This is a genomic window from Marinobacter sp. ANT_B65, from assembly GCF_002407605.1.
Lineage (GTDB): Bacteria > Pseudomonadota > Gammaproteobacteria > Pseudomonadales > Oleiphilaceae > Marinobacter.
The window spans coordinates 248928-272251 of record NZ_NXGV01000002.1; the positions used below are offsets into that span (position 1 = coordinate 248928).

Genomic DNA, 23324 nt, shown 5'->3' on the forward strand with positions numbered 1-23324 from the left:
TAATATGATGTTATCTATCGGGTTTCGGGCCTGATATTTACGAACTCGCCTTATCTTTTTCCGCCAGATGAGGTGCCATCACCTCTTCCAGGGTATAACCAGTGAGGCGGCGTATGGTTCTCCACAGGTAATAAAAAATCAGCATCATCATAACCATGGAAGGAATGGCGATCATCGGGTAGCTGACCAGAGTCATTCTGCCAAGTTCTTCGTTAAACGCCTGTGTACCCGAGGGGCTGACTACTATCCAGCGCGCAACAACATAGTTCATGATGGATGAGAACAAAAAGGTGCCGGCGAAAAAGTAACTGGCTTTCAATAAGCGGGCTTCAAATTCCCCGACACAGTTTTTCTCCTCCAGCGCTCCGTGAATTTTTTCCACATCGAGTACATTCGGATTATAGAGAAGTGTGCGAACCAGAGGGTACTTGGTGCGGGTAGAAACCAGTACTGCCAGGCCGATAATCGCTGGAATTGCAGCCTCTTTTATGGCTAACCACCCGGCATCAAGCTCAAGTAAACCGATACCACCTGTCAGTCCGACACTTATCAGACCCAGCAAAGCGATAAAGTTCTTTTTGTTATAACGGATTAACTCAAACAGTCCCCAACCCAGGGGGAAGGCCAGGCCCAGAATAAGAGCGTTTACGCTGCCAAGGTACTGATCGCCACTGAGTTTCATCAGAATAACGGATGGAATAATGATACTGACGAGGAGATCGACCCAGGGCCTGGGTTTGTGGTCGGGTACAGAAGTCGTGTTCTGTGAATTCATAATTCTGCCTGATTAGTGAAACAGCTAGAGGCAGTATACGACGAACGCCATAAAAAAACCGAACCCGGAGGTTCGGCTTTTCAAGGGCAAACTTCCGGGTTAGGCGCCCGCTTCTTTCAGGCTTTCCTCAACAATAGCCAGGCCTTCCTCAAGGATACTATCCTCGATTGTCACCGGCATAAGGAAACGTAAGGTGTTGCCGTACATGCCACAGCTAAGAAGGATTAATCCTTTCTCCTTAGCTTTTTTAGTGATTTCTGCCGCAAGTTCCGGCATAGGTTTACGGCTTTCCTTGTTTTCCACCATTTCGAATGCCGCCATGGGGCCAAGACCGCGAACATTGTCCACATGAGTGAACTGTTCCTGCCATTGGGAGAAACGCTGCTTGAGCTTCTCGCCGAGGCGCAGGCTCTTACCCAGAATATCTTCTTCCTTGAATACGTCGAATACAGCCAGAGCCGCCGCGCACGCAGTGGGACTGCCGGTATAGGTGCCGCCCAGAGAGTTGGGTCCGGAGGAATCCATATATTTGTCAGTGCCAACAATGGCTGAGATTGGCATGCCATCGGCCATACTTTTGGCCATGGTCATGATGTCCGGCTCAACGCCACTGTGTTCAATGGCGAACATCTTACCGGTACGACCAAAGCCACTCTGGACTTCGTCGACAATCATCATGATGCCGTTTTCATCACAGATCTTGCGGATCTCTTTCAGGAAGCTGGCTGGAGCGGCGTAAAAACCGCCCTCACCCAACACCGGTTCCAGCACTATGGCAGCTGTCTGGTTTGCCGGGGAGTCTGTCTTCATGGTCATGCGCAAACCACGCAGAGCTTCATCCTCGCTCACTCCGTGATAAGGCACAGGATAAGGTGCGCGGTAAACAGAACCGGGCATTACGCCGAAATCTGTCTGGTAAGGTGCCGCCTTGCCGTTCATGGCCATGGTCATAAAGGTACGACCGTGATAACCACCGTCGAAGCATATAACGTTGTTGCGGCCTGTCGCCGAGCGGGCGATCTTGATGGCATTTTCAAGAGCTTCGGCGCCCGAGTTGGCCAGCATAACCTTGGCATGGCCCCTTACGGGCGCTACTTCACTCAACTTCTGGGCCAGACGCACATAGCCCTCATAGGGCATGACCGTCTGACAGGTATGCATCAGCTTATCCAGCTGGTTTTTTACGGCTTCGACAACTTTGGGATGCCGGTGGCCAATATTGAGTACACCTATACCCCCGGCAAAGTCGATCATGCGTTTGCCGTCTGCGTCCCACAGTTCGGCGTTGGTTGCATGGTCGGCAAACTGTTCATTAGGGCTTGCCACACCCGCTGCAACGTAGCGTTCTTTGAGTGCCTGCAATTCTTTGTTGCTCACTTTGCCATTCTCCCTGTGTCTCTGAGTTATCAGTTTCATTAACCAGTGTAGGGAGTACCGGGGCATGACACAAACCGATGACGGAAAGTCTCTCTGTTCAGTTTGTTGAAGGGCATGATTGCCGCGACAACATGCCACATCCTTTTTTGTACTCAGGCTAAAGATAATAGGCGCGTTTCAATTAGATGATTAACTCAAACAATCAAAAGCGTAACTGGTAAACGGAGAATTGTGGCATGAGAAAAAAAGGGCTGTACTGCTTCATTGCGGGTAGTGTTTTACTGAGTGGCTGCGGTGGAAGCTCGTCCTCATCAACTGAAACAGCTGCTGATGAACTAACGGAGCTGACTATACCCTTCAAGGCGATGGTAGGCAGTGATCCGATGACCTGTGGCCAGACATATACGGGCCTGGGCACTAATTCTGCCAGCGTTGAATTTGAAGATTTCAGGATGTTTGTCAGTAACGTGCGCCTTGTAACTGACCAGGGAGAAGAAATTCCCTTCAATCTGGACCCGGATGCCCCTGGCCAGAATTCCCTGGTGGCTCTGCTGGATTTTCGTGATAAGGCAACAGTGAACGAAGCCGGTGATACGACCGACGTTTGTATATCAGGTACCGATGATAATCCAGGGTTCAAGGATACTCTTGTTGGTTCAGCCGAACTGGATCCTGCGAAGACCATCAGCCATTTCGAATTTACCATAGGTGTGCCATTTGAACAGAACCATGCCGATCAAAGCAGCGCTGAAGAGCCGTTGAGAAATCCTGGCCTTGCGAGCGGTATGACCTGGAACTGGCAGAACGGTTACAAGTTTATGGCAGCCGATGTCATCCCTGTTGGTGGTATCACCCGGCCGGACGATGTTGAATGGTCCAGTACTGCGTGGAACCTCCATCTTGGAAGCACCGGCTGTGAGGTTGGTGCCTCTGATCTGGCAGATGGGGTGGCACCTGAGCCTTGTGCTGCGGATAACAGGGTAGAGGTATCTTTGCCTCTGGGGGGATTCGAGCCGGGAGCGTACGCTATCGCAATTGATTATGCCGCTCTGATATCTGGTTCCAACCTGAACCAGGATGGCGGTGGATCGCCGGGTTGTATGTCGTTTGCAGGAGATCCTGAATGTCCTGCAGTGTTCAAGAACCTTGCGCTACCGTTCGGTGAAGAACAAAACGCTGGTGGCAATCCCAACGCTGTAGTCTTTTCTATAGTCGAACGTCAGGCACTATGAGAAAGCGCCATTTGAGGGCCGGCTTTCGCCGGCCTGTCATGGGTGTTGCTTTGCTGATTATGCTGACTGGCTGTCTGGAACAAAGCCAGACGACGGTGGATGATCAGGGTGCCCGGGTTTCCGGTTTCGACTGGGAGCTCCCGGAGCAGATTCCCCTGCCCAGGGAGCCCGAAGACAACCCTATGACGGAAGAGAAATTCCAGCTTGGGCGGCATCTGTTCTATGACAGTCGCCTGTCTTCCAACGGCACAATCAGCTGTTCCAGTTGTCATCAGCAGGACAAGGCGTTCAGTGATGGGCTGGCGCAGGCTTCCGGGGCCACAGGGGAACGTCATCCGAGGAACAGCCAGGCTCTGGTGAACGTTGCCTGGAATAATACTCTGACATGGGCCAACCCCAGCCTTGGGACTATCGAGAAACAGATCATGATTCCTCTGTTTGGTGATGACCCCATTGAGCATGGGCTGAACGAGGGTAACCATGAGCAGGTGCTCCGGAGTTTGCAGGCTGAACCTGCGTACGCAAGTTTGTTTGCCGAGGCATTTCCTGATCAGAGTGATCCTTTATCCGGTGATCTGGCCTGGGACAATATAGTTAAAGCGCTTGCCTCTTTTGTTCGTGGGTTAACTTCGTTCGACAGTGACTATGACCGGGGGGCCATGTCTGAAGAGGCTTTGCGGGGAGAGCGGTTATTTAATAGCGAAAGGCTGGAATGTTTTCACTGCCATGCCGGGTATAACTTTACCGATGCCACTACGGACCGCCTGACCACTTTCAATACCCTGCTATTCCACAATACCGGGCTGTACAACATTGATGGTCTTGGGGCCTATCCGGAACCAAACACAGGGCGCCATGAGGTCACCGGGAATCCCGACCATATGGGACAGTTCCGGGCTCCAGGCCTGAGGAACGTGGCGCTGACTGCACCATACAACCACGATGGCTCAGTGGATACTCTGGAGGATGTCATCCGCAATTACGCTGCCGGTGGCCGTTTGATAGTCTCCCCGCCCTACCCGGGCGATGGCCGAATGAATCCCTACAAAGACGGTTTCATCGTTTCGTTTTCAATTACTGAATCGGAAATCCAGGATCTGGTAGCCTTTTTAGAATCCCTGACGGATCAGGCTTTTATTACCAACCCGCGATTCTCAAATCCCTGGACCGATAATTCCAATAAGGATCTGACTCCATGATTCGTTTCTGTGTCTTGCTGGCACTGCTTCTGCCGGTTACGGGCTACGCCCATTATATTCCCGAAGACGCTAAGCTGGAAGTAAGTGCAAGCGTAGTGGCAACCTGGCGTTCGGCCAGTCTTGTTGATAAATATGAATTCTGGCAGATCCCGGGAACCATGATGGGTGGTCATGCCTGGCCCCAGGAAAAGGGCGTAAGTGTTGATGAAGCAACCCTGACTGTTGGTTCCCGCATCAATGAGAATGTGTTCGGGGTCATAGAAATCGGTAGCCACGGAGGAGGCGACGATGATCATAGCGACGAGGTGGAACTGCAACACGCCTATCTCGGCTATGTCTGTTGCGATGCTACCGGTCCCTGGGTGCTGGAAGCGGGTAAAATGTCGGCAGTGTTTTCTCCAAGTCTGGCCAGCCATGCGGCCGACCGCTGGATCAGCGATTCGCCACTGATCAATGATGTTTTTTTTGGCCGCGACTTCCACGATGAGGGTGTGCGTTTCTGGTGGCATGAAACAGAGGGTGTGTCGGCGGGTGCAGAGGTATGGAGGGGCAAGGCTTTTCCGGCTACCGATACCGGCGACACTAACTGGGATGTATTTGCCAGATACCAGTGGCAGGGAGAACGGCTTACTCTTTCCGGGGGTGGCTGGTTCTACCGGGCTTCTGCCAGTTCCAGAGCGGATGATCGCTATGGTGGTACACATATTCATACGCCGGTGACACCGCCTGGCGTAACCGCAACCCTGTTTCCTGATACCCGCTTCACCGGAGATACAGACATTGCAGGTTTGCACGGTGCCCTTCGTTACAAACCTCAACCCCATTGGCAATTGGGTGTAGAGGCCGAGCTTATGCAAATGGATATGGACGGCATCCTGCATGACTCTACCGGACGTCAGGCCAGCGTGGACAGTGATCAGATCGGCGGCTGGGTGCAACCTTACCTGCAGTGGCGTCGCCATACTGTGGGCCTGCGAGGGGAATGGCTCTCAACCGACAATCACCTGGTGGGCGCTGCTGCACCTGTTCTGGCCACGGATTCCGGATTAGCAAACCCGCAGGATCACGATCCGGAGCGTTACACAGCATTCTGGCACTGGCAATGGCGGGACAACCTGGCACTTCGAACCGAAGTTACCGAGGATCGAACCTTGCCTGAGAGTGACCTGCGCTGGTCGGTGGGCGTGGTCTGGAGTGGACGGCTCTGGCCTTCAGCTTCAGGAGCCAGTGGCGGGCACCAGCACTGACAGCAGTCGAAAGGACGCTGATCTGCTTTGGGGCCGGGTGGTAATGAGTGTTATGGGTGCTTCCTGACAAGCTTTATCATACGCTTGTCTTCTCAATGAAAAGGAAGGAAGCCCCGTGCGTGCTTACGCTGACAGTGATTACTCTGCTCACCATAAACCCAACTGGAAAGTAATTGCCGGGCTCTGGCCTTACCTGGCAGAGTTTCGTGGTCGGGTAGTTCTGTCTGTTGCTTTTCTGGTGCTGGCAAAGCTTGCTACGGTCGCAACCCCGGTGGCCCTGAAATACATTGTGGATTACCTGGATCAGGGCCGTGACAGCAACCTGTTGCTATGGATACCTGTGGTTCTGGTGGTGGCTTATGGTGCTCTGAGGTTTGCCAGCACCCTGTTCAGTGAGCTGCGGGACGCAGTGTTTGCCAGGGTTGCCGAACGCGCCATGCGACGGGTATCACTGCGGGTGTTCCGCCACCTCCATGCCCGTGAACTGGCTTTTCATCTGGACCGTAAAACCGGCGGCCTGGCCCGTGATATCGAGCGCGGTACCACCGGTATAAGTTTTCTGTTGCGCTTTACCCTGTTCAACATCATTCCTACCCTGCTGGAAATTCTTATGGTGGCGGGCATTCTGCTTGTGGCCTTTAATGCCAGCTATGTGATTGCCATTCTTGTCGCTGTGGTGGTGTACGTGGTGTTCTCGATCATGGTCACCGAGTGGCGAACCCGGTTTGTGCGTGAAGCCAATGCCCGGGACAACCAGTCCAATTCACGGGCGATCGACAGCCTGCTCAATTATGAGACCGTAAAGTACTTCAACAACGAACAGTTTGAAGCTGACCTCTACGATCAGGATCTTGAGGAATGGGAGAAGGCTCGCCTGAAGAACCGCCTGTCTCTGGCCGCCCTCAACACTGGCCAGGCGTTCATCATCAGCCTGGCCATGATTGCCATGATGGCGATGGCGGTAACGGAAGTCGCCAGCGGTGACATTACTCTGGGTGACTTCACCATGATCAATGCCTATCTGCTGCAACTGTTTATTCCTCTGAATGCCCTGGGCTTTGTTTACCGGGAAATTCGCCAGTCTCTGGTGAATGTGGAACGCCTTTTTGGCCTGCTGGGTGAAAAGCCGGCTGTCGAAGATACCGAAAAGGCGCCAGCGCTGGTTGTGGATAAGGGGGAGGTTGGTTTCCATCAGGTGTCCTTTGCCTATCGCCCGGACCGGCCCATCCTGAAAAACGTGGATTTTTCCATACCAGCCGGGCACACACTGGCGGTTGTGGGTGCCAGCGGAGCGGGTAAATCCACCCTCGCCCGCCTGCTGTTCCGGTTTTTTGATGTGGATAAGGGAAGTATCACCATTGATGGCCAGGATATCCGTGAGATCAGTCAGGACAGCCTGCGTGCGGTAATCGGGGTGGTGCCACAAGACACAGTGCTGTTCAACGACACCCTGTACCGGAATCTGGCTTATGGTCGGCCAGAGGCCACTGAAGCCGAGGTGTATCACGCGGCTAAACAGGCACGGCTGGACGATTTCATCCGTAGTCTTCCGGACGGTTACGATACAAAAGTAGGTGAACGGGGCCTGAAGCTCTCCGGCGGGGAAAAGCAGCGCGTTGCCATCGCTCGTGTGCTGCTGAAAAACCCTCCGCTGCTGATTCTGGACGAAGCCACATCGTCCCTGGATTCCATTTCCGAGCAGGCTATTCTTAGTGCGCTCAATGAAGTCAGCCGCCAACGCACCACACTGGTCATTGCCCACCGCTTATCTACCGTGCGCGATGCCGATTCTATTCTGGTTATGGACCACGGCCAGATTGTGGAAGGTGGCAGCCACAGTGACCTGCTTGCAAAAAATGGTTACTACGCAAGGTTGTGGCTGCAGCAACAGCACAGTGATGAAGACGAGCAGGATTAACGGAGCACCGACGCCAGTCCTGACGCTCTTACTACTCTCTGGTCCACGCTCTCGCTGAATACGCTGGCGTCACCGGTTATCAGGCTGAACCAGTTCCTGGCGCGGGTGATGCCGGTATAGACCAGTTCCCGTGTGAGAACGGGGCTGAGGCGGTCAGGCAGCACCAGGCAGGTGTGATTGAACTCAGAGCCCTGGGATTTATGTACGGTCATGGCATACACAGTTTCCAGTTGTTGCAGCCGGCTGGGTGAGATCCACCGGATAGTTCCGCTGCCATCATTGGCGGGGAAGGCTACACGCAATACTGTCTGTGGGCTCCTGTCGGTGTTCCGGGTATCCGCTTGGACCGGCAGGCTGAAGGTAATCCCGACATCGCCATTCATCAGCCCCAGGTTGTAATCGTTGCCGGTAATCAGCACAGGGCGCCCGGCATACCAGCCTTCAGCCCGTGGAATCAGCCGTTGCGCCAGCAAGTGATGGGCAATCAGCTCATTCAGGCCTTCCACTCCCCAGGGCCCGCGGCGCAGAGCGCAGAGGACCTGAAAATCACTGAAGGCCAGCAAGACTGATTTCGCCAGCTGGTCCCATTGTTCTGTTGTGCTGTTGCTGTTCAGATTGTGATCCTGCATCAGCTTCAAATAGTGGCGGTAACCCACCGGTGGCGGCAGTGGCTGTTGATTACCATCCATGCGCCCTTCTCCATTATTGCGGAAGGCCTGCGGGCTGCCAGTGACCGCATGGCTGCATATCAGTGCCTGGGTGGTTTCCAGTGAGGGTTTTTTGGTGATGCCGTTGAGCCACACCACATCTTCGAACCCGGCATTACGGGCCTGTTCAAGAATGTTGGCGTTCAGGGTGTTGGTGTTGACTGCCTCGGCAAGCTGGCGGATACCACTGCCTTCCGCAAAGCGATAACTCTTGCGCAACATGGCAACAGCCTGATCCATTGGCTGGCCTTCGTTGTCCTGCAAATCTGAGGGTATGTCGGTGCCGGTTATGGTCTGTAACCATTGCACAGTTGCTGGCTGATAATGCCCGCCTGCCGCGCGCTGGCACAGTTCTCCCAGCACCGCACCGGCATCTACCGAGGCCAGCTGGTCCTTGTCACCCAGCAGAATAAGCTGGGCGCTGGCTGGCAGGGCGTCGAACACCGAGGCCATCAGATCCAGATCCACCATAGACGCTTCATCGATCACCAGTATATCCACCAGCAGAGGATTATCGTGGTTGTGGCGGAATTTCCGGGTATCCGGGCGGCTACCCAGCAACCGGTGCAGCGTGGTTACCCTGGTGGGAATGTCCGCGAGCGACACCTGCCCTGGGAGTTGCGTCAGAGGCAAACGGCTGACGGCGCCGCCAATGGACTCGTTCAGCCGCGCTGCCGCTTTGCCGGTAGGGGCGGCGAGGCGGATGCGGTATTTGCGGCCGTTTCGTTCTGTGGATTCACCGGCGACGGACTGCAGGGCTGCCAGCAAATTAACCACGGTGGTGGTTTTTCCTGTGCCCGGACCACCGGTAATGACGGCGAAACGGTTGCGGGCCGCCAGGGCACAGGCGAGCTTTTGATAGTCCACAGGAGGACCGGCAGAATCCTGCGGTTTAAAGAGTGTATCCAGTGCCCGGCTCAAGGTGATGGCAGCAGGGGAAGCCGGGTCGGACACAGTGGATGCTTGTGCCAGGCGCTGAAGAATGCCGGCGGCAATCTGCTGTTCATAGCGCCAGAAGCGGCGCAGGTAAAGGCGGGTATCATCTATCACCAATGGTGTTGTATGTGAGCCATCACATACTGCTAAAGCCTTGCCAAGAGCGGACAGGCATTCTTGGGTGGATATTTCGGCAAGGAGTTCGCCCGGTCCGGTCCGGACCCTCTCAGTGTTTTCCGGATCGCTGAAAACATTGGCTCCTTTCGGATCCTCCGGAGGTAGTGAAAGCGTACTGTCTGCATCGGCCAGCAGGGTTGCCAGATCCACACACACGTGGCCCCGACCCACCTGATGGGAGGTCAGTGCGGCGAGGAGCAGAACCAGCGGTTGTGGTGCTTCACCCTGCTCTTCCGACAGATCTTGTATCAGCCGTGCAAAGCGCACATCCAATGGCCGAATCCAGCCAGCTTGCTGCCAGCTATCCAGAAGTTCCAGCATGGATTCCGTCTGACTCAGGGCAAGACTGGCCTTACCCCGAGTGTTATCGCTGCCCTGGCTGGTTGCAACGGGCGTAGTCGTGTCCGGATCACAGGCTGGTTCCAGATCAAAGGCAAACTGGTTGTCGGTGTTCCGTGTTTTGCTCATGCTGCCTCCTCCCCGGGGGCTGCCTTACCGTCAAACATCGCATCCAGCTGTTCGATCAGTACTCTGGGCGGTTTGTCGGTAAAGGCTCCGGCGCCGGGCGCGTTGATGCCCCGTAAAAACATATAGACGGCGCCACCCAGGTGCCGGTCGTAGTCGTAATCCGGCAGTCGTGCTTTCAGTAATCGGTGCAGGGCGAGTAAATAGAGCACGTATTGCAGGTCATAGCGCTTCTCCAGAATGGCCTCGCCCATGGCCTGATCTGTGTAAGCGCTGTCTTCGTCGCCGAGATAATTGGATTTATAGTCCAGCACGTAATATTGGCCGTTGTGTTCAAATACCAGATCGATGAAGCCTTTCAGCATACCGTTGAAACGCCCGTCATCCACCCGCGGTCGGTCGGCGCCGTTGAGGGTGTGTTGGGTAACCAGCTTGTCCATGGCGCGGGTGCTGACGTTGCGGCTTTCAAACCAGAATTCCAGCTCCGGGCGCAATGTGCCAAGGCTGGCGAGGCTGATGTTTTCATCGCTGCGGCGGTTCAACGGCAGCGGCTGGCGGATCAGCGTCAGTATCCAGTGTTCCAGAGTGTCCACCCAGTCACTCCAGCCCCGTGTGCTGCAGCGGCGGATAAGCTGTTCACGTAGTTGGGCGGGGTTATCCACAATGCTCTGGAGGCCTTGTTGTACACACCATTCCAGCAGGTCGTGCAAAAAGGTTCCCGGGCCAGCACCCTTTGGAAAATTATGCAGGCTGTGGCTGAGCGGTCTGGTTGCGTCTTCGTCCTCCGGATTGTGGGCGCCCTCTTCCAGCAGGTTCTGGGTTTCTGCGTCTTCGACTTCGCCGGTGAAGACAATGCCGGTGCCGGAGAGCCCGCTGTATTCCAGAGAGGAGTAGCTGGCAATCCACCAGTCTTCCCTTGCCTCTCGGGTCGAGACCCGTGCCTGCCCCAGGGCTGCCGGTGTTTCTTCTGCGTATCGCAGATCGGTAGCGTCTGGCAGCGGACAGGCACACAGCTCCGGATAGCCATTGGCCAGAAGGTTCAGCGCCTCACTTAACGGGCGCTGTGCTGCAGGTTCGCCCCCCAGAAGATACCCCAGGCCGCTCAGATGCCAGTTTTCAATATCGGCAACGCCTACCCAGGTAGCAAACCGGGCGCGGGTCAGGGCCACGTAGAGTTTGCGGATATCTTCGCCGAGGCGTTCCCGGTCTGCCCGGGCGACATCTTCTGGTGTGGGGTCGAACACTGTGATCAGTTGTGAGTTGTCGTCGTGATAACGCACGAACGACTGTTTTTCACTCTGGGCGCGGAAGGCGGTGCCAAAGGGCAGAAACACCAGGGGATATTCCAGGCCTTTGGATTTATGCACAGTGATGACTTTGACCAGTCCGGCATCGCTTTCCAGGCGCAGGGTACGGTGTTCGTCCTCTTCGTCTGCCGCCCGCAGAATCTGGGTGTAATGGTGCACCAGCGCGTGTTCGCCATCCAGTTGCAGGCTGTCCTGCTGCAGTAATTCTGCAATATGCAGAATGTCGGTGAGCCGGCGCTCGCCGTCGGGGCGCTGCAGTAACTGTCCGGGCACTTCGAAGTCCATCAGAAAGCTGCGCAGCATGGGCAGCACGCCCCGGTTCTGCCACTGCTGCTGATACCCCATAAAGCGTTCAATCTCGCGCTCCAGCGCCATTTCGTCGGTCAGCAGCTGGTCCAGATAGCTCCAGGGCAAACCGAGTGTGGGTGTGGCCAGAGCAGCACGGGCATAGGCCAGCTGCCGGGGTTCAGCAAAGGCTTTTAGCCAGCACAGTACTTCCTTGGCTTCCTGGGAAGTAAGCACAGAGTCCCGGTCCGACAGGTACACGCTTTTGATTCGCCTTTGGCCCAGAGCGTCCCGCACGGCAGCAGCTTCGTTCCGGTTGTTCACCAGAATGGCAATATCTTTGGGCTCAACCGGCTCCAGATCATCTGCTGTGCCTTCCAGAGCAAATCCTGCCTTCCCTTGCTGGCCAAGAGTCAGCAGGTGCGCGATTTCGCTGGCGCAGGTTTCTGCCACTTCCGTGGTTGCAGTGCCTTTGGCCAGGCTTTTACGGTTGCCGTTTCTGTCTTCCTGATCACTTTCCAGTGACCACAGGGTGAGGCTGGGCTGTACCTCTTCGTTTACCGACCAAAGGCGTTTGGTGCCATTGGCCGCTACGCCCTGGAATGGCAATGGAGAGGTATCACCTTTACCGAACAGGAACGCGCCTTCGGGGCTGTTCAGGTCGCCATGTTCGAACACCCGGTTAACCGCTGTCACCATGGGCCTGGATGACCGGAAGTTGCGGCCCAGGGTCCAGGTACGGTCGTGGGCGCCCGTGCGGGCATCCAGATAGGTATAGATGTCGGCACCACGGAAGCCGTAAATAGCCTGTTTTGGGTCGCCGATCATCAGCAGGCAGGTATCCGGGTGGTTGTCTGCAACCCGGTAAATGCGGTTGAAGATGCGGTACTGCACCGGGTCCGTATCCTGGAATTCGTCAATCAGCGCTACCGGGAACTGCCGGCGAATGGTCGCGGCCAGTTGATCGCCACGGGGGCCGTGAAGGGCATCGTCCAGCCGGGTGAGCAGGTCATCAAAACCCATTTCCGAGCGTTTCTGTTTTTCCGATTCCAGCCGTGCCGCAATCCAGTGGGTGGCGTGCCGGAGAATGTCTGCTTCGGCGCTGGGCAGGTTTTCTGCAAAGGCGATCAGCTCCTCGATGGCCTCAAAGGCTGGATGATGGGGCACATCGCCATCGCCTTTCAGTTTGGTGGCCAGTATGTCCGGTGTCTGGTTCTGGAAGCCTGCTTTATCAAGCCCTTCCGGGTAGAGCTCGTCGGATGCTGCCCAGTCCAGCAGCTTGTCCCAGGCGGCGATCATCGGCTTCATGCTGCCGCCGTGCAGGCGTTTGCTCTTGTTGAGCGCCACCAGCATGTCGGTTACTTCGGGTTTCCAGTCCGCCCAGGGGTGGGCTTTCAGTATTTGCGCCTGCTCCATGCGCCGTTGCACGGTGGATTCGATGGCGTGTTTTACGTCGCCGGTGGTCATGTCCAGCGAATCGGCATCGCCAATCAGGTTGTGCACGGATGCTCGCAGGTTATCCGGAGTTTTCCAGTGGCTAAGTACCTCGTCCATCAATACTGGCGACAACGGATAGATAAATGTGCGCCAGTAGTCCCGGGCCACCTCGTCGAGCAGATCACTCTGGTCGGTTTCCAGTGTCAGCCGGAACAGGCTGCCGCTGTCGAAGGCGTGCTCGGTGAGCATGCGATTACACCAGGCATGGATGGTGGATACTGCGGCTTCATCCATCCACTCGGCAGCCAGAAGCAGCTTTTTACGGCAGTCCGGCCAGGTGGCCGGGTCCGGGTAGCTCTGGTCCCGGAGCTGGTGAATCAGTGCTGTTTCCGGCGTGGGCTGAAGGCTGTCGGCGGTGGTGGAAAACACCTCGGCGGCCTGGGTGAGCCGGGTGCGGATACGGTCCCGCAGTTCCTTGGTAGCGGCGTCGGTAAAGGTGACCACCAGCAGGTTCGGGGGCAGCATGCCGGCAGCGAGAGCGCCGCCTTCCGGTTGGCCGTGGCCCAGCACCAGACGTACATACAGAATCGCGATGGTGAAGGTTTTTCCGGTACCGGCACTGGCCTCTATCAGGCTGCTGCCGTTCAGGGGCAAGGCCAGAGGATCAAGATTCGGGTTCAGATGCTTTGCAGTGGTCATAGCTTGCCCTCAATCTGGCCGGCGGCTGACTTGTCCTGTTCGGCCTCCCACAAAGGCACGTAAAGTTGGTGCAGCAGTGCTTCGAATTCGCCGCTTTGCATCAAGGCCTCTGCACTATCGAAGGCACCGCGCAAATAGCCGGTATCCCGTTCCAGAGCTGTGGCATATGCCTGTTGCGCATCGCTGATGGCGTGCTCATGGTCACCGAGGAATTTTTTGCTTTGATAGAAGCTGTAAATCCAGGCAAAACCGGCTTCCACATGCAACGGCAAGGCCCGGGTGCTGGCTTCGATCCACTGGCCGAGCATGGCATCCAGGTGTCTGGTTGCGGCTTCCTTGGGCAGAGGCGCAAAGCGAACCTTGCGGCCTTCTTCCTTGCCCAGAATCAGGGTTTCAAAAGGATGCTCTGTCAGTTGTCCGGCCAGATGAATCACCCAATCCCGCATCAGGTTGGCGTAGCGGAGTTTTTTGCTGTTACCGCTGCCGCTGAGCAGGCTGGAACCGGCGATGACCAGCCGGCAGGCCTTGCCTTCATGGTTGCGGCGCAGGTGATCTATCAGGTCCAGCACTTCTACGGAACCTGTCGTGTCAGCAAAGCGGTATTCAAACTGCAGGGGTTCGCTGACCGCTTCAGGCCATTCGGTCAGGGCGCTCTGATAACGCTGGAACAGATCCGGCAGACGACCGGACAGTTCGTTGCGCAACCTGTGTTCTGTCACACCCATACCCAGGTCGCCACGCCGTGCCATACGATCCAGCGTAGTTTGCAGGCGCTCGTGCAGATCTTCATCATCATTGGCTTTCAGCAGGCCCTGTTCAATCAGTTCGGTATCCAGGCGCCAGCGATCAAGGCCATTCAGATCAAAGTTTTCGTTGTCTGTATCCTCGTCTTCTACATCCTCAAAGCGCACCTGCAGGCGGCGCTGGTAGAAGGTATCCACAGGCTTTTTCAGGAAGCCTGCCAGGTCGTTCAGGGTGATGGGCTCTTCGGGCTGCTGGTAAGGCAGAGGTGTTTGTTGCGTTACTTGCTGCCTTTCCTGCTCCGCACTCTCATCTTTGTGAGCGCTGCGCCATTCGTGTTCATAGGTGAACAGACTGCGAGCATGCTGAACCTGAGGAAAATAGTCACGGCTGAACGGCTGCAGCGGGTGGCAGGTGGTCAGGGCTTCAGTCACAGTAATGTCTGGCTGTACTTCTACCTGCCCGCTTACCCGCCACAGGTTATCCAGATGATCCTGCAGCTGGCCTACAAGCACAGACGGCGGTCGTGGCGAATCATCACGAATGCTGCGCCCTACCCAGCTGATGTAAAGCTGTTCGCGGGCGGAGAGCATGGCCTCCAGAAACAGGTAGCGGTCATCTTCCCGGCGGGAGCGGTCGCCCGGGCGGTAGTCCTGTGCCATCAGGTCAAAATCCACAGGCGGTCTTGAGCGCGGGTAGTCGCCGTCGTTCATACCCAGCAGGCACACCTTGCGGAAGGGAATGGCACGCATGGGCATCAGGGTGGCGAAGTTTACCTTGCCGGCAAGGAAGCGCTGGTTCAGGCCGCCTTCATCGAGGCCTTCCAGCAACACATCTTTCACGATATTCAGGGGCAGAGTTTGCTGATCCAGCCCTGCGGCAAGAGTGTCATCCAGCCACTGTTCCAGCTGCCTGCGGAAGCGGTTCAGCAGCAACAGGTCGTGGCCCTCTACCTTGTGGAAAAACTGCTCCAGCATGGCAGAGAAGAGTGCTTCCCATTGTTGAGGGGCGCGGCTGGCCTGTAGCTCCTGCCACAGGGTTTCCAGGCGGTACACAAACTCACCAAGGCGCCCTGCCAGGCTGGCTTGCAAGCCGCCGATTTCGCCGTAGGGCTGAACGCCCGCCCAGGGGGCGTCGTCGCCCATACCGTAGCCTAGCAGCATGGAACGCAGGCCCGATTGCCAGGTGTTGCGCTCTAGATGAGCCGGCAATTCCAGGCTTTCCCTGTGGGCACCGTGCAGCCCCCAGCGTATGTTGGCGCCTTCTACCCAGCGCCGGGCCAGAGGAATTTCTTCCTCTGTAATTTCGAACCGGTCACGAATGCCGGGCACTTCCAGAAGACTGATGATTTCACTCACTCCGAACCGGCTGCGGGGCAATGACATGAGTGTCTCCAGCGCAATCAGTACTGGCTCATGATTGCGCTGGCCCTGGTCGGAAATGGTAAAGGGAATATGGCGTTTCTGCCCTGCAGGGTAGCGCCCGAACACCGCCTGGATATGGGGTGCGTAGATGTTGATATCCGGTACCATTACCATCACATCCCGGGGCCTTAGAGAGGCGTCTGCGTTGAACGCTGCCAGCAGCTGATCGTGCAGAATCTCCACTTCCCGCTGGGGGCTGTGGGCATCGTGAAAGACGACGGAATGATCCCCATGAAGATTCAGCTCACGCTGTTCATCGCGGATTTCCTGGAGCGGGGTCAGGTTGTAAATGTCGTTCTGCAGCTGGTGCAGTAAACAGGTGGCTTGCCCTGAGCCATGCTCCGAGAAAATATCGATTTTCTGATCCGGCGTCTGGAAACTGCTGCGGTATTCATCCGGATTGTCGAATTCATCCAGCAGGCGAATGTAATCCCGGCCCTGTTTGCCCCAGGCTGCCAGCAATGGATTCGCATGCTGGTGTAACTGATCGGCATCTTCAATCTGCGACAGGGTTGGGTGGCTGGCACCGCGTTTGCGTTCGGCTTTTAATAGCTCGCGGTCACTGACAATATCCGCCCAGTAAAACTGCGAAGGGTTGTGAACGCAGAGCACCACCTGGCTGAAACGGCTGAGTACGTAGAGGGCTTCCAGCGCCTGCTTTGGCAACGAGGATACCCCGAACACCACAATGCGCCTGGGCAGGCGGCCCGGGTGCGCGGGTGCGGATATGCGCTGGCCTTCAGCCATAAACCTGGTATGAATCTGCGACCGGCTGGTGTGGGCTTCCGGGCCTGTGTCTTCCACCAGTTCGCGCCAAAGCCTGGGCTGCCAGCGGGTTTCTTCCTCAATTGGCTTTTCTTCACCACGAGCAGTGATTACCACATCCCGCCCCTGCTCCCAGGCTGCCAGCCAGTCGGCGCGGAATACCTGATACTGGTCAAACAGGTCCGCTACTTTCTCAGCCAACTGGAACGCCCGTAGGTCCGTATCGCTGCCTTCCAGAAAACGCGCCAGCGGATTGAACACTTCACCGGTATGAACAAGTTCCGGCAGCAGCCGGTAAAGCCGCCACACCAGTCGGCGTTTATCGAAAGGAGACTGTTCAGGCACTTCTCCATCCGGTAATACGGCCCGGTAGGCTTGCCAGATAAACCGCGCCGGGAACAGAAAATCCATACCGGCGGCAATGCCCAGCCCGCCTTCACTGCCATCGTCTGAAGGCATTTCCGCCAGAGCCAGTTTCAGCCATTGGGCTATACCGTTGCTCTGCACCAGAAAGGTCTCGCTCTGCAGCGGCGGCAGAGGGTTCTGCTGGCAGATAAACACCACTGCCCGGCGCAGGTCTTCCAGATGGTTTGCATGAACGGCGTGAAAGCCGGGTGTAATGGCGGAGTGCTCGGGCATGGGAGTCCTTAACGGGTACCTGCGCTTGTTTCGTGAAGAGACAGGTTACCTTATGCAACTCCGGATTCGGAGTCGTATTGATGAATGTTACGGGGAGGGTAGCCAAAGAAAGGCGGGACCGCTTCGAATGCTGCAGGCCGGTTCCCTGAATAAACGGCTGTGGTTAAAAGGGGGTCAAACGGTTTCGCGCAGCAGGCGTAGCAACAACTGGCGTACACACTCTTTGGATGATGCGTCTACACAGGAAAAATCCTGAACATAGAGTTCACTGCGGGCCAGCAACCGGCATAGGCAATCTGCATCCAGGGTGATAGAGACCTGCTGCGCTTTGGAGTGCCCCTGATTAACCAAAGACTGTTCTGCTCCCTTACATGGGATGGGTTGCGAGCGCCCATTGTTGGGCTGCGTGAATGGCATTCCCATACCTCCTCCTTGTTTGGCTCTTTAAATGATAATAGTTCTCATTTGTGGCGCTTGCAAGTATGGGTGTGTAAGGACACGTTTCAACGTTCATTACCCATGATTACGACAGTCAGGGCGGCACAACGCTCTATGCGATCGAGTGGCCTAGCTCAAAGGTGGGCGAGTAGTCGAATGCTATTAATGGCAAAGGCTAAACATATAAGTGCACAACACTCCATAAACGAACGTCGTCGCTTAATGGAGTGTTGTGGCTGATCACCTAACCAGGCGATAGGAAGGTGCCGTTCGACCGGCAATCACTGCACCTGATGGATCAACGTCAAAAGCCGTATGCCTGCAAAATGGCTTCCTTTTCGCCGGACTCTACCAGCTTTCGGTAGCCTTCCTCGAGAGCCTGAATGATTTTCGGGTCTGTTTCATTGTTAATCGCCAGGAACATAGGCGTTTCACGGAAGACCAATACCTGCTTGAGATTGGTTACGTCTGCGGCATCGGCCGCCAGATACGGCCCTGCGAGACCGTCTGCCACCCACAAGCTGATCTGGTCCTCTACAAGACGGCGGGCATTCAAGCCGTTTTTGCTGATGGGTAATACGTTGAAACCTTCATCCGCGAGATAGTTTGTCATCACGTCGCCGTTGTAGCCCCCGATTCGATACTGGCGGGCCTGTTCCAGATTATTAAGTTTGATAGATGATCCGGGCTTGGCGAACAGAGTCCACTTGATAGAGGCCAGGGGCCCTACCCAATGAAAGGACGGCTCTCGGTCGGGAGTTTTGGATACGCAATAAATGGCATGGTTGGGGTGTTGCCCTGCCCTGTTCAGGCCATAACTGAGGTCCCTTAACTTTATGCTGAACTCCAGGCTGGTATTGGCCATAAGAGCTTTTAATATGTCTGTACACAGTCCGCCAATCTCCTCGGTTGAGTGAGCAAACGGCTGACCGTTGGAAGTCATATTGTAAGGGGGGTATTGTTCTGTGTAGATCCGCAGTTCTTCAGTGGCCGTGGCATAACTGGCCGCTAGCAGGAGGCCAAGTAGTAACCCGATTCTTTTTTCATGAGTCCGTTCCATCTATCTGGTTAAGGCTATTTGAGAATGCGGTAGGGTAGCAATCGGACATCAGGCAGGCAGTTCGTAGAAACCGGCAGGAAAAATACTTTAATTCAATATCAAGGTTAGCTTTTGTATTTATGAGCATAGGCTCCCGGCCCTCAGCAGCACCTCTTGAAAACCCTCTGTACTACCTGAAAAACATGGAAACGGTAGTGGCCTGGGTGGCCACTCATCACGTGGATCTGCTGCTGGAGCCGGAGCGCGCCTGCCTGCGGGATTTCTTTGAGCTGCCTCGCCCTTCACGGGCGCTGCTGACCCGCATGGTGATGCGCAGTGGCGACCTGTTCCGCGCTGACAAGCTGAATTACCCGGAGCTGGGAAGCCCGGAAGCTGAAGCAATGGATAAGCTGGTTACCGGTGGCTGGCTGGATACAGATCCGCTGCTGACGCTGGACGAACTTTTTCGTCTGTTCACTCTGGCGGAACTTCGCCCGGCTTTTGCGCCGGTTCTGGCACAGGCAGGGCATGTCAAAAATCTGCCGAAGGCTCGTATGCGAGAGGTTTTGCAGGACAGCTGCGATGGAGCTCTTACACTGACGGGTTGGTTTGGTCACGGCATTGCGCCTGTTGTGAGGGTCAGGCACATGATGCTGTTCGACCGCATCCGCCTGATGTTTTTCGGCAATCTGCGCCAGAGTTGGTCTGATTTTGTATTGGTGGAGCTGGGTCATCACCGTTATGAGCCGGTGGAGTTTACCCCGGAAGCACGAGCCTTCTCTCATCGCAGCGAGGTGGATACCTACCTGGCGATGCACCACTGCCGCGAGAACCTGGATGCCGGAATGCCAGCGGCAGAGGTTTGGGCTGAGGTTCCGCCTGCTTCGGATAACGCCTGGCTTGCCAGTCGCCGTGATCGTCTGCTGCTGGAGCTGGGCCGACAGGCGGAACGTCAGGGTGAGCGAGAGCTTGCGTTGCAGGCGCTGGCAGCCAGTGGCCATCGGGAGGCCCGGTTAAAACAGCTGCGGCTGCTGGAGCGGATGAAGCGTTTTGACGAAGCCTGGGGCATTGCAGCTTCATGGCAAAGTGATGAACTGAGCGACGCTGAATTTCAGGGGCTGGCACGTATACTCAAGCGGCTGGCTGTAAAAGTAGGCGAGCCGGCACCATCGGCACCTCAGGTTCCCGAGATTCGTGAATTCACACTGACTTTGCCGCAAACCGCAGGCTCTGTAGAGGCGGTAGTCCGGGACCACCTGTCCACACCTGAAGCTCCTGTATTCTATGTGGAAAACACTCTGATCAACGGTCTGTTCGGTTTGTTGTGCTGGCACACTATTTTCAAAGCCATACCCGGTGCCTTTTTTCACCCGTTCCACACAGGGCCGGCGGATCTGGTGCGGGAGGACTTTGTCAGCCGCCGGCAAGCCGGGTTCGATGAGTGTTTTGCAGCGCTTGAGAATGGCGAATACCGGGAGAATATTCTGGCCACCTACGCTGCCAAACAGGGCATCTCCAATCCGTTTGTGATCTGGCCGGCGCTGAATGAGGAATTGCTGGGTCTGGCACTGGATTGTATTCCCGCAACAGACCTGCAGGTTCTTTTTGAGCGCCTTTTGCTGAATATCCGCGAACATCGCAGTGGTTTCCCCGATCTTGTACGTTTTTATCCGCAGAACCCGGAAGATAAGCCCCGTTACGAAATGATCGAGGTGAAAGGCCCGGGCGACCGGTTGCAGGACCACCAGATCCGCTGGCTGCACTTCTTTGCTCGCCAGGGTATCGCTGCCAGCGTGTGCTATCTGCGTTGGCAGGATAGCGGAGCGACACTGTGAGGGTTGCGGTCAGAACCCTATGCGAGTTTGCCGCTCGCGAAGGTGACCTGGACTTTCGTTATACCCCGGCGCCCAGCGCCGAAGAGGGTATTGCAGGGCATCAGGCTATTCAGGGCAAGCGTGGCTACGGTTATAAAAGCGAATACTCACTTACCGGTGAGTGCCTTGGTTTAGAGCTTTATGGCCGGGCAGATGTTTATAACCCGCATTCCGGGTTGCTGGAAGAGATCAAAACCCATCGTGGGGATTTATCCCGTATCCGCCCCCATCAGCGGGCTTTGCACCGTGCCCAGTTGCGGGCCTATGGTGCCCTGCTCTGTCGCCAGGAAAAACGCAAAAAACTGAAGCTGTCCCTGGTCTATTTTGATATTGGCAAAAATCGTGAAACGCCGGTCACGGAAACTGCCACGGCTGATGAGCTTTGGCATGAACTGGAAGCCTTGTGCAACCGCTACCGGCTCTGGGCGGAACAGGAGGCCCACCACCGGGAACAGCGGGATATTCGCCTTTCCGGCCTGCGCTTTCCCTTTGCGGACTTTCGCCCCCGCCAGCGCCAGCTTGCGGAAACGGTTTACAAGAATACGGTTAAAGGGGGTACCCTGCTGCTGGAAGCACCCACGGGTCTGGGCAAAACCCTGGGGACTCTGTTCCCGGCCCTTATGGCCATGCCGTCTGCGCAGCACGACCGGCTGAATTACCTCACTTGCCGCAACACCGCACGGCAACTGGCGGTGGATGCCGTCGAGCGCCTTCGGGCTGCGCAGGATACGCCTCAGATCTGGCCCTTGCGTACCCTGGAACTGGTGGCCAAGGCAGATGCCTGTGAGCACCCGGATAAAGCCTGCCACGGGGATTCCTGCCCGCTGGCCAAAGGGTTTTTTGACCGCTTGCCGGATGCCCGTGCCGAAGCTGTTCAGGCCGGCGTGACTCTCACTCAAGAGGTGTTGGCGAAGATTGCCACCGGCCATAATATCTGCCCTTACTTTCTGGCTCAGGAAATGGCGCGCTGGTCTGATCTGGTGATTGGCGACGTAAACCGGATGTTTGATCAGTCTGCCCTGCTCCACGGCCTGATCCGGCAGAACAACTGGAAAACTGCCATTCTGGTGGACGAAGCTCACAACCTTGTTGATCGTGGCCGGGGAATGTACTCGGTTCAGTTGGATCAGCAACGGCTATTGAAGCTGCGTAAATCTGCACCCAAAGCACTGAAACCCCATCTGGACCGAACGGCGCGGGCCTGGCAGGGCATAGTGCGTGATCACTCCGCCGTCGGATCTGCTCCGGTGTTTCTCGATAACCTGCCCCCGGCCCTCACCGGCAGCCTGCAAGGGCTGGTATCCGGCCTTACGGATTATCTGGCGGACAACCCACCGGATCTGGCCCTGCAGGAACTGTTGTTTGAGTCTGTGTCCTTCATGAAGCTGGCGGATTCCTTCGGCGACCATTCCCTGTGCGAATTCCGCCGGGAAGGCCGGGGCCGTGCCAGCCTGGTGATTCAGAACCTGGTGCCTGCGGATTTTTTGCGCGACCGTTTTCAGGCAGCAGCCTCTGTATTGCTGTTTTCCGCTACCCTCAGCCCAGGCGTTTATTACCGGGATCTTCTGGGCCTGCCGGAAGACAGCCGGTTTACCTCATTGCCGAGCCCCTTCAGCGCCGACCAGCTAAGGGTAAAGTTCACGCCGAAAATCAGTACACGCCAGGCACACCGGGAGGCTTCGGTAGCGCCCATTACCACACTGATTGCGGAGCAATATAAAGCGTGCCCGGGGCACTATCTGGCCTTCTTCAGCAGCTTCAAATACCTGAACCAAGTGAGTGAAGCATTGGGGAAAAGCGCCCCCGAGGTGCCCCAGCGCTCTCAGCACTCTGGAATGAGTCCGCAACAGCGCCGGGAGTTTCTGGCGGGTTTTCGGGAAGAGAGCGGCAGCGTGGCTTTTGCCGTTTTGGGGGGTGTATTCAGTGAGGGCATAGATTTACCGGGGGATCAGTTGATTGGGGCATTTGTCGCAACGCTGGGTTTACCGCCTTTTGATGCCTGGCATGAAATTCTGAAACACCGGCTGCAGCAGCGATTTGGCGCCGGTTATGAGTACACCTACCTGATTCCGGGTTTGCAGAAAGTGGCTCAGGCTGCGGGAAGGGTGATTCGCACACCGGAGGATCAGGGAGTGATCTGGCTGATAGACGACCGCTTTTTACAGCCGCAGATTCGGGGGTTGTTACCTGGGTGGTGGTTCAGGACTGAGACCGCAGGTTAAAGCGGCCTCAGTGTCTGGCAAGGCTGAATCAGCCGAAGTGATAAAACGCCACTTTGTTGCCGTCCGGGTCCTTCACGTAGGCACCATAGAACTTGTCTGGAATACGCTGCCCGGGTTCTCCGTCACAGGTCGCCCCCAGCTCGATGGCTTTCTTGTGGTGTGCATCAACTGCTTCTTTCGAGCCCGGCCAGAACGCCAGCATATTGCCGTTGCCTGGATGGTTCGGCTCACCGTCGAAGGGTGTGCAAACCGCCAGCATTGGCCCTTTCATGCTTTCGCCAATAAACGCAATGCGGCCCATATCCAGTAGCAGCTTTCCGCCCATGTCTCCCAGAAGGCCTGTATAGAAAGCCTTCGCTTTTTCCATATCGCTGACACCGATGGTGACGTATCCGATCATGCTATGTTCTCCTGATTCGCG

14 protein-coding genes are annotated in these 23324 nt (G+C 56.1%); 6 read left to right on the forward strand and 8 right to left on the reverse strand.

Annotated features, from left to right (window positions below; all coding sequences use genetic code 11):
* Positions 1-37: 37 nt before the first annotated feature.
* Complete coding sequence (locus tag CPA50_RS11295; RefSeq protein WP_096782623.1) at positions 38-775, reverse strand: VC0807 family protein; 738 nt, start codon at positions 773-775, stop codon at positions 38-40.
* A 99-nt stretch (positions 776-874) separates the two neighbouring features.
* On the reverse strand, positions 875-2152 hold the full coding sequence (gene gabT, locus CPA50_RS11300) for a 4-aminobutyrate--2-oxoglutarate transaminase (RefSeq protein WP_096782963.1): 1278 nt from the start codon (positions 2150-2152) through the stop codon (positions 875-877).
* A 236-nt stretch (positions 2153-2388) separates the two neighbouring features.
* Between gabT and CPA50_RS11305 the strand changes: the two genes are divergently transcribed.
* The 4 genes from CPA50_RS11305 (at position 2389) to CPA50_RS11320 (ending at position 7748) form a co-directional block, all read left to right on the forward strand.
* Entirely contained in the window at positions 2389-3384 is a 996-nt protein-coding gene (locus tag CPA50_RS11305) for an MbnP family copper-binding protein (protein WP_227519612.1), read from the forward strand.
* Positions 3381-4583 carry a methanobactin export MATE transporter MbnM gene (locus tag CPA50_RS11310; RefSeq protein ID WP_096782624.1) on the forward strand — a complete coding sequence of 401 codons (1203 nt, stop codon included), beginning with the start codon at positions 3381-3383 and terminating at the stop codon, positions 4581-4583. Before CPA50_RS11305 ends, CPA50_RS11310 begins: the two co-directional genes overlap by 4 nt.
* Positions 4580-5830, forward strand: coding sequence for a hypothetical protein (locus CPA50_RS11315; protein ID WP_096782625.1), 1251 nt, complete (start codon positions 4580-4582; stop codon positions 5828-5830). The genes CPA50_RS11310 and CPA50_RS11315 overlap by 4 nt, the downstream gene beginning before the upstream one ends.
* A 115-nt stretch (positions 5831-5945) precedes the next feature.
* Complete coding sequence (locus CPA50_RS11320; RefSeq protein ID WP_096782626.1) at positions 5946-7748, forward strand: ABCB family ABC transporter ATP-binding protein/permease; 1803 nt, start codon at positions 5946-5948, stop codon at positions 7746-7748.
* Here the strand turns inward: CPA50_RS11320 and recD are convergent.
* From recD to CPA50_RS11345, 5 genes are all read right to left on the reverse strand, one after another.
* Complete coding sequence (gene recD, locus CPA50_RS11325; RefSeq protein WP_096782627.1) at positions 7745-10036, reverse strand: exodeoxyribonuclease V subunit alpha; 2292 nt, start codon at positions 10034-10036, stop codon at positions 7745-7747. The two genes, CPA50_RS11320 and recD, sit on opposite strands and share 4 nt — an antisense overlap.
* On the reverse strand, positions 10033-13761 hold the full coding sequence (gene recB / locus CPA50_RS11330; RefSeq protein ID WP_096782628.1) for an exodeoxyribonuclease V subunit beta: 3729 nt from the start codon (positions 13759-13761) through the stop codon (positions 10033-10035). Before recB ends, recD begins: the two co-directional genes overlap by 4 nt.
* Positions 13758-17330 carry an exodeoxyribonuclease V subunit gamma gene (gene recC / locus CPA50_RS11335; RefSeq protein ID WP_096782629.1) on the reverse strand — a complete coding sequence of 1191 codons (3573 nt, stop codon included), beginning with the start codon at positions 17328-17330 and terminating at the stop codon, positions 13758-13760. The genes recB and recC overlap by 4 nt, the downstream gene beginning before the upstream one ends.
* A gap of 174 nt (positions 17331-17504) precedes the next feature.
* The gene (locus CPA50_RS11340; RefSeq protein ID WP_143750743.1) at positions 17505-17747 is read right to left on the reverse strand and encodes a hypothetical protein; all 243 of its coding nucleotides are present in this window, start codon (positions 17745-17747) and stop codon (positions 17505-17507) included.
* 325 nt (positions 17748-18072) lie between these two features.
* Complete coding sequence (locus CPA50_RS11345; protein WP_096782631.1) at positions 18073-18828, reverse strand: substrate-binding periplasmic protein; 756 nt, start codon at positions 18826-18828, stop codon at positions 18073-18075.
* Positions 18829-18947: 119 nt separating this feature from the next.
* On the opposite strand from CPA50_RS11345, the gene CPA50_RS11350 reads away from it, so the two are divergent.
* Positions 18948-20642: a VRR-NUC domain-containing protein gene (locus CPA50_RS11350; RefSeq protein WP_096782632.1), complete on the forward strand. Its 1695-nt coding sequence runs from the start codon at positions 18948-18950 to the stop codon at positions 20640-20642.
* Positions 20639-22903, forward strand: a complete 2265-nt coding sequence (locus CPA50_RS11355) for an ATP-dependent DNA helicase (protein WP_096782633.1) — start codon at positions 20639-20641, stop codon at positions 22901-22903. The genes CPA50_RS11350 and CPA50_RS11355 overlap by 4 nt, the downstream gene beginning before the upstream one ends.
* Positions 22904-22931: 28 nt before the next feature.
* Here CPA50_RS11355 and CPA50_RS11360 read toward each other — a convergent pair whose 3' ends face one another.
* On the reverse strand, positions 22932-23303 hold the full coding sequence (locus CPA50_RS11360; RefSeq protein ID WP_096782634.1) for a VOC family protein: 372 nt from the start codon (positions 23301-23303) through the stop codon (positions 22932-22934).
* Positions 23304-23324: the final 21 nt, after the last annotated feature.

Excerpts from the sequence above, each read along its gene's own strand:
- CPA50_RS11295 (WP_096782623.1), bottom strand. The coding sequence starts at position 775 with ATGAATTCACAGAACACGACTTCTGTACCCGACCACAAACCCAGGCCC.
- CPA50_RS11305 (WP_227519612.1), top strand. The coding sequence starts at position 2,389 with ATGAGAAAAAAAGGGCTGTACTGCTTCATTGCGGGTAGTGTTTTACTG.
- CPA50_RS11310 (WP_096782624.1), top strand. The coding sequence starts at position 3,381 with ATGAGAAAGCGCCATTTGAGGGCCGGCTTTCGCCGGCCTGTCATGGGT.
- CPA50_RS11315 (WP_096782625.1), top strand. The coding sequence starts at position 4,580 with ATGATTCGTTTCTGTGTCTTGCTGGCACTGCTTCTGCCGGTTACGGGC.
- recD (WP_096782627.1), bottom strand. The coding sequence starts at position 10,036 with ATGAGCAAAACACGGAACACCGACAACCAGTTTGCCTTTGATCTGGAA.
- recB (WP_096782628.1), bottom strand. The coding sequence starts at position 13,761 with ATGACCACTGCAAAGCATCTGAACCCGAATCTTGATCCTCTGGCCTTG.
- recC (WP_096782629.1), bottom strand. The coding sequence starts at position 17,330 with ATGCCCGAGCACTCCGCCATTACACCCGGCTTTCACGCCGTTCATGCA.
- CPA50_RS11340 (WP_143750743.1), bottom strand. The coding sequence starts at position 17,747 with ATGCCATTCACGCAGCCCAACAATGGGCGCTCGCAACCCATCCCATGT.
- CPA50_RS11345 (WP_096782631.1), bottom strand. The coding sequence starts at position 18,828 with ATGGAACGGACTCATGAAAAAAGAATCGGGTTACTACTTGGCCTCCTG.
- CPA50_RS11350 (WP_096782632.1), top strand. The coding sequence starts at position 18,948 with ATGAGCATAGGCTCCCGGCCCTCAGCAGCACCTCTTGAAAACCCTCTG.
- CPA50_RS11360 (WP_096782634.1), bottom strand. The coding sequence starts at position 23,303 with ATGATCGGATACGTCACCATCGGTGTCAGCGATATGGAAAAAGCGAAG.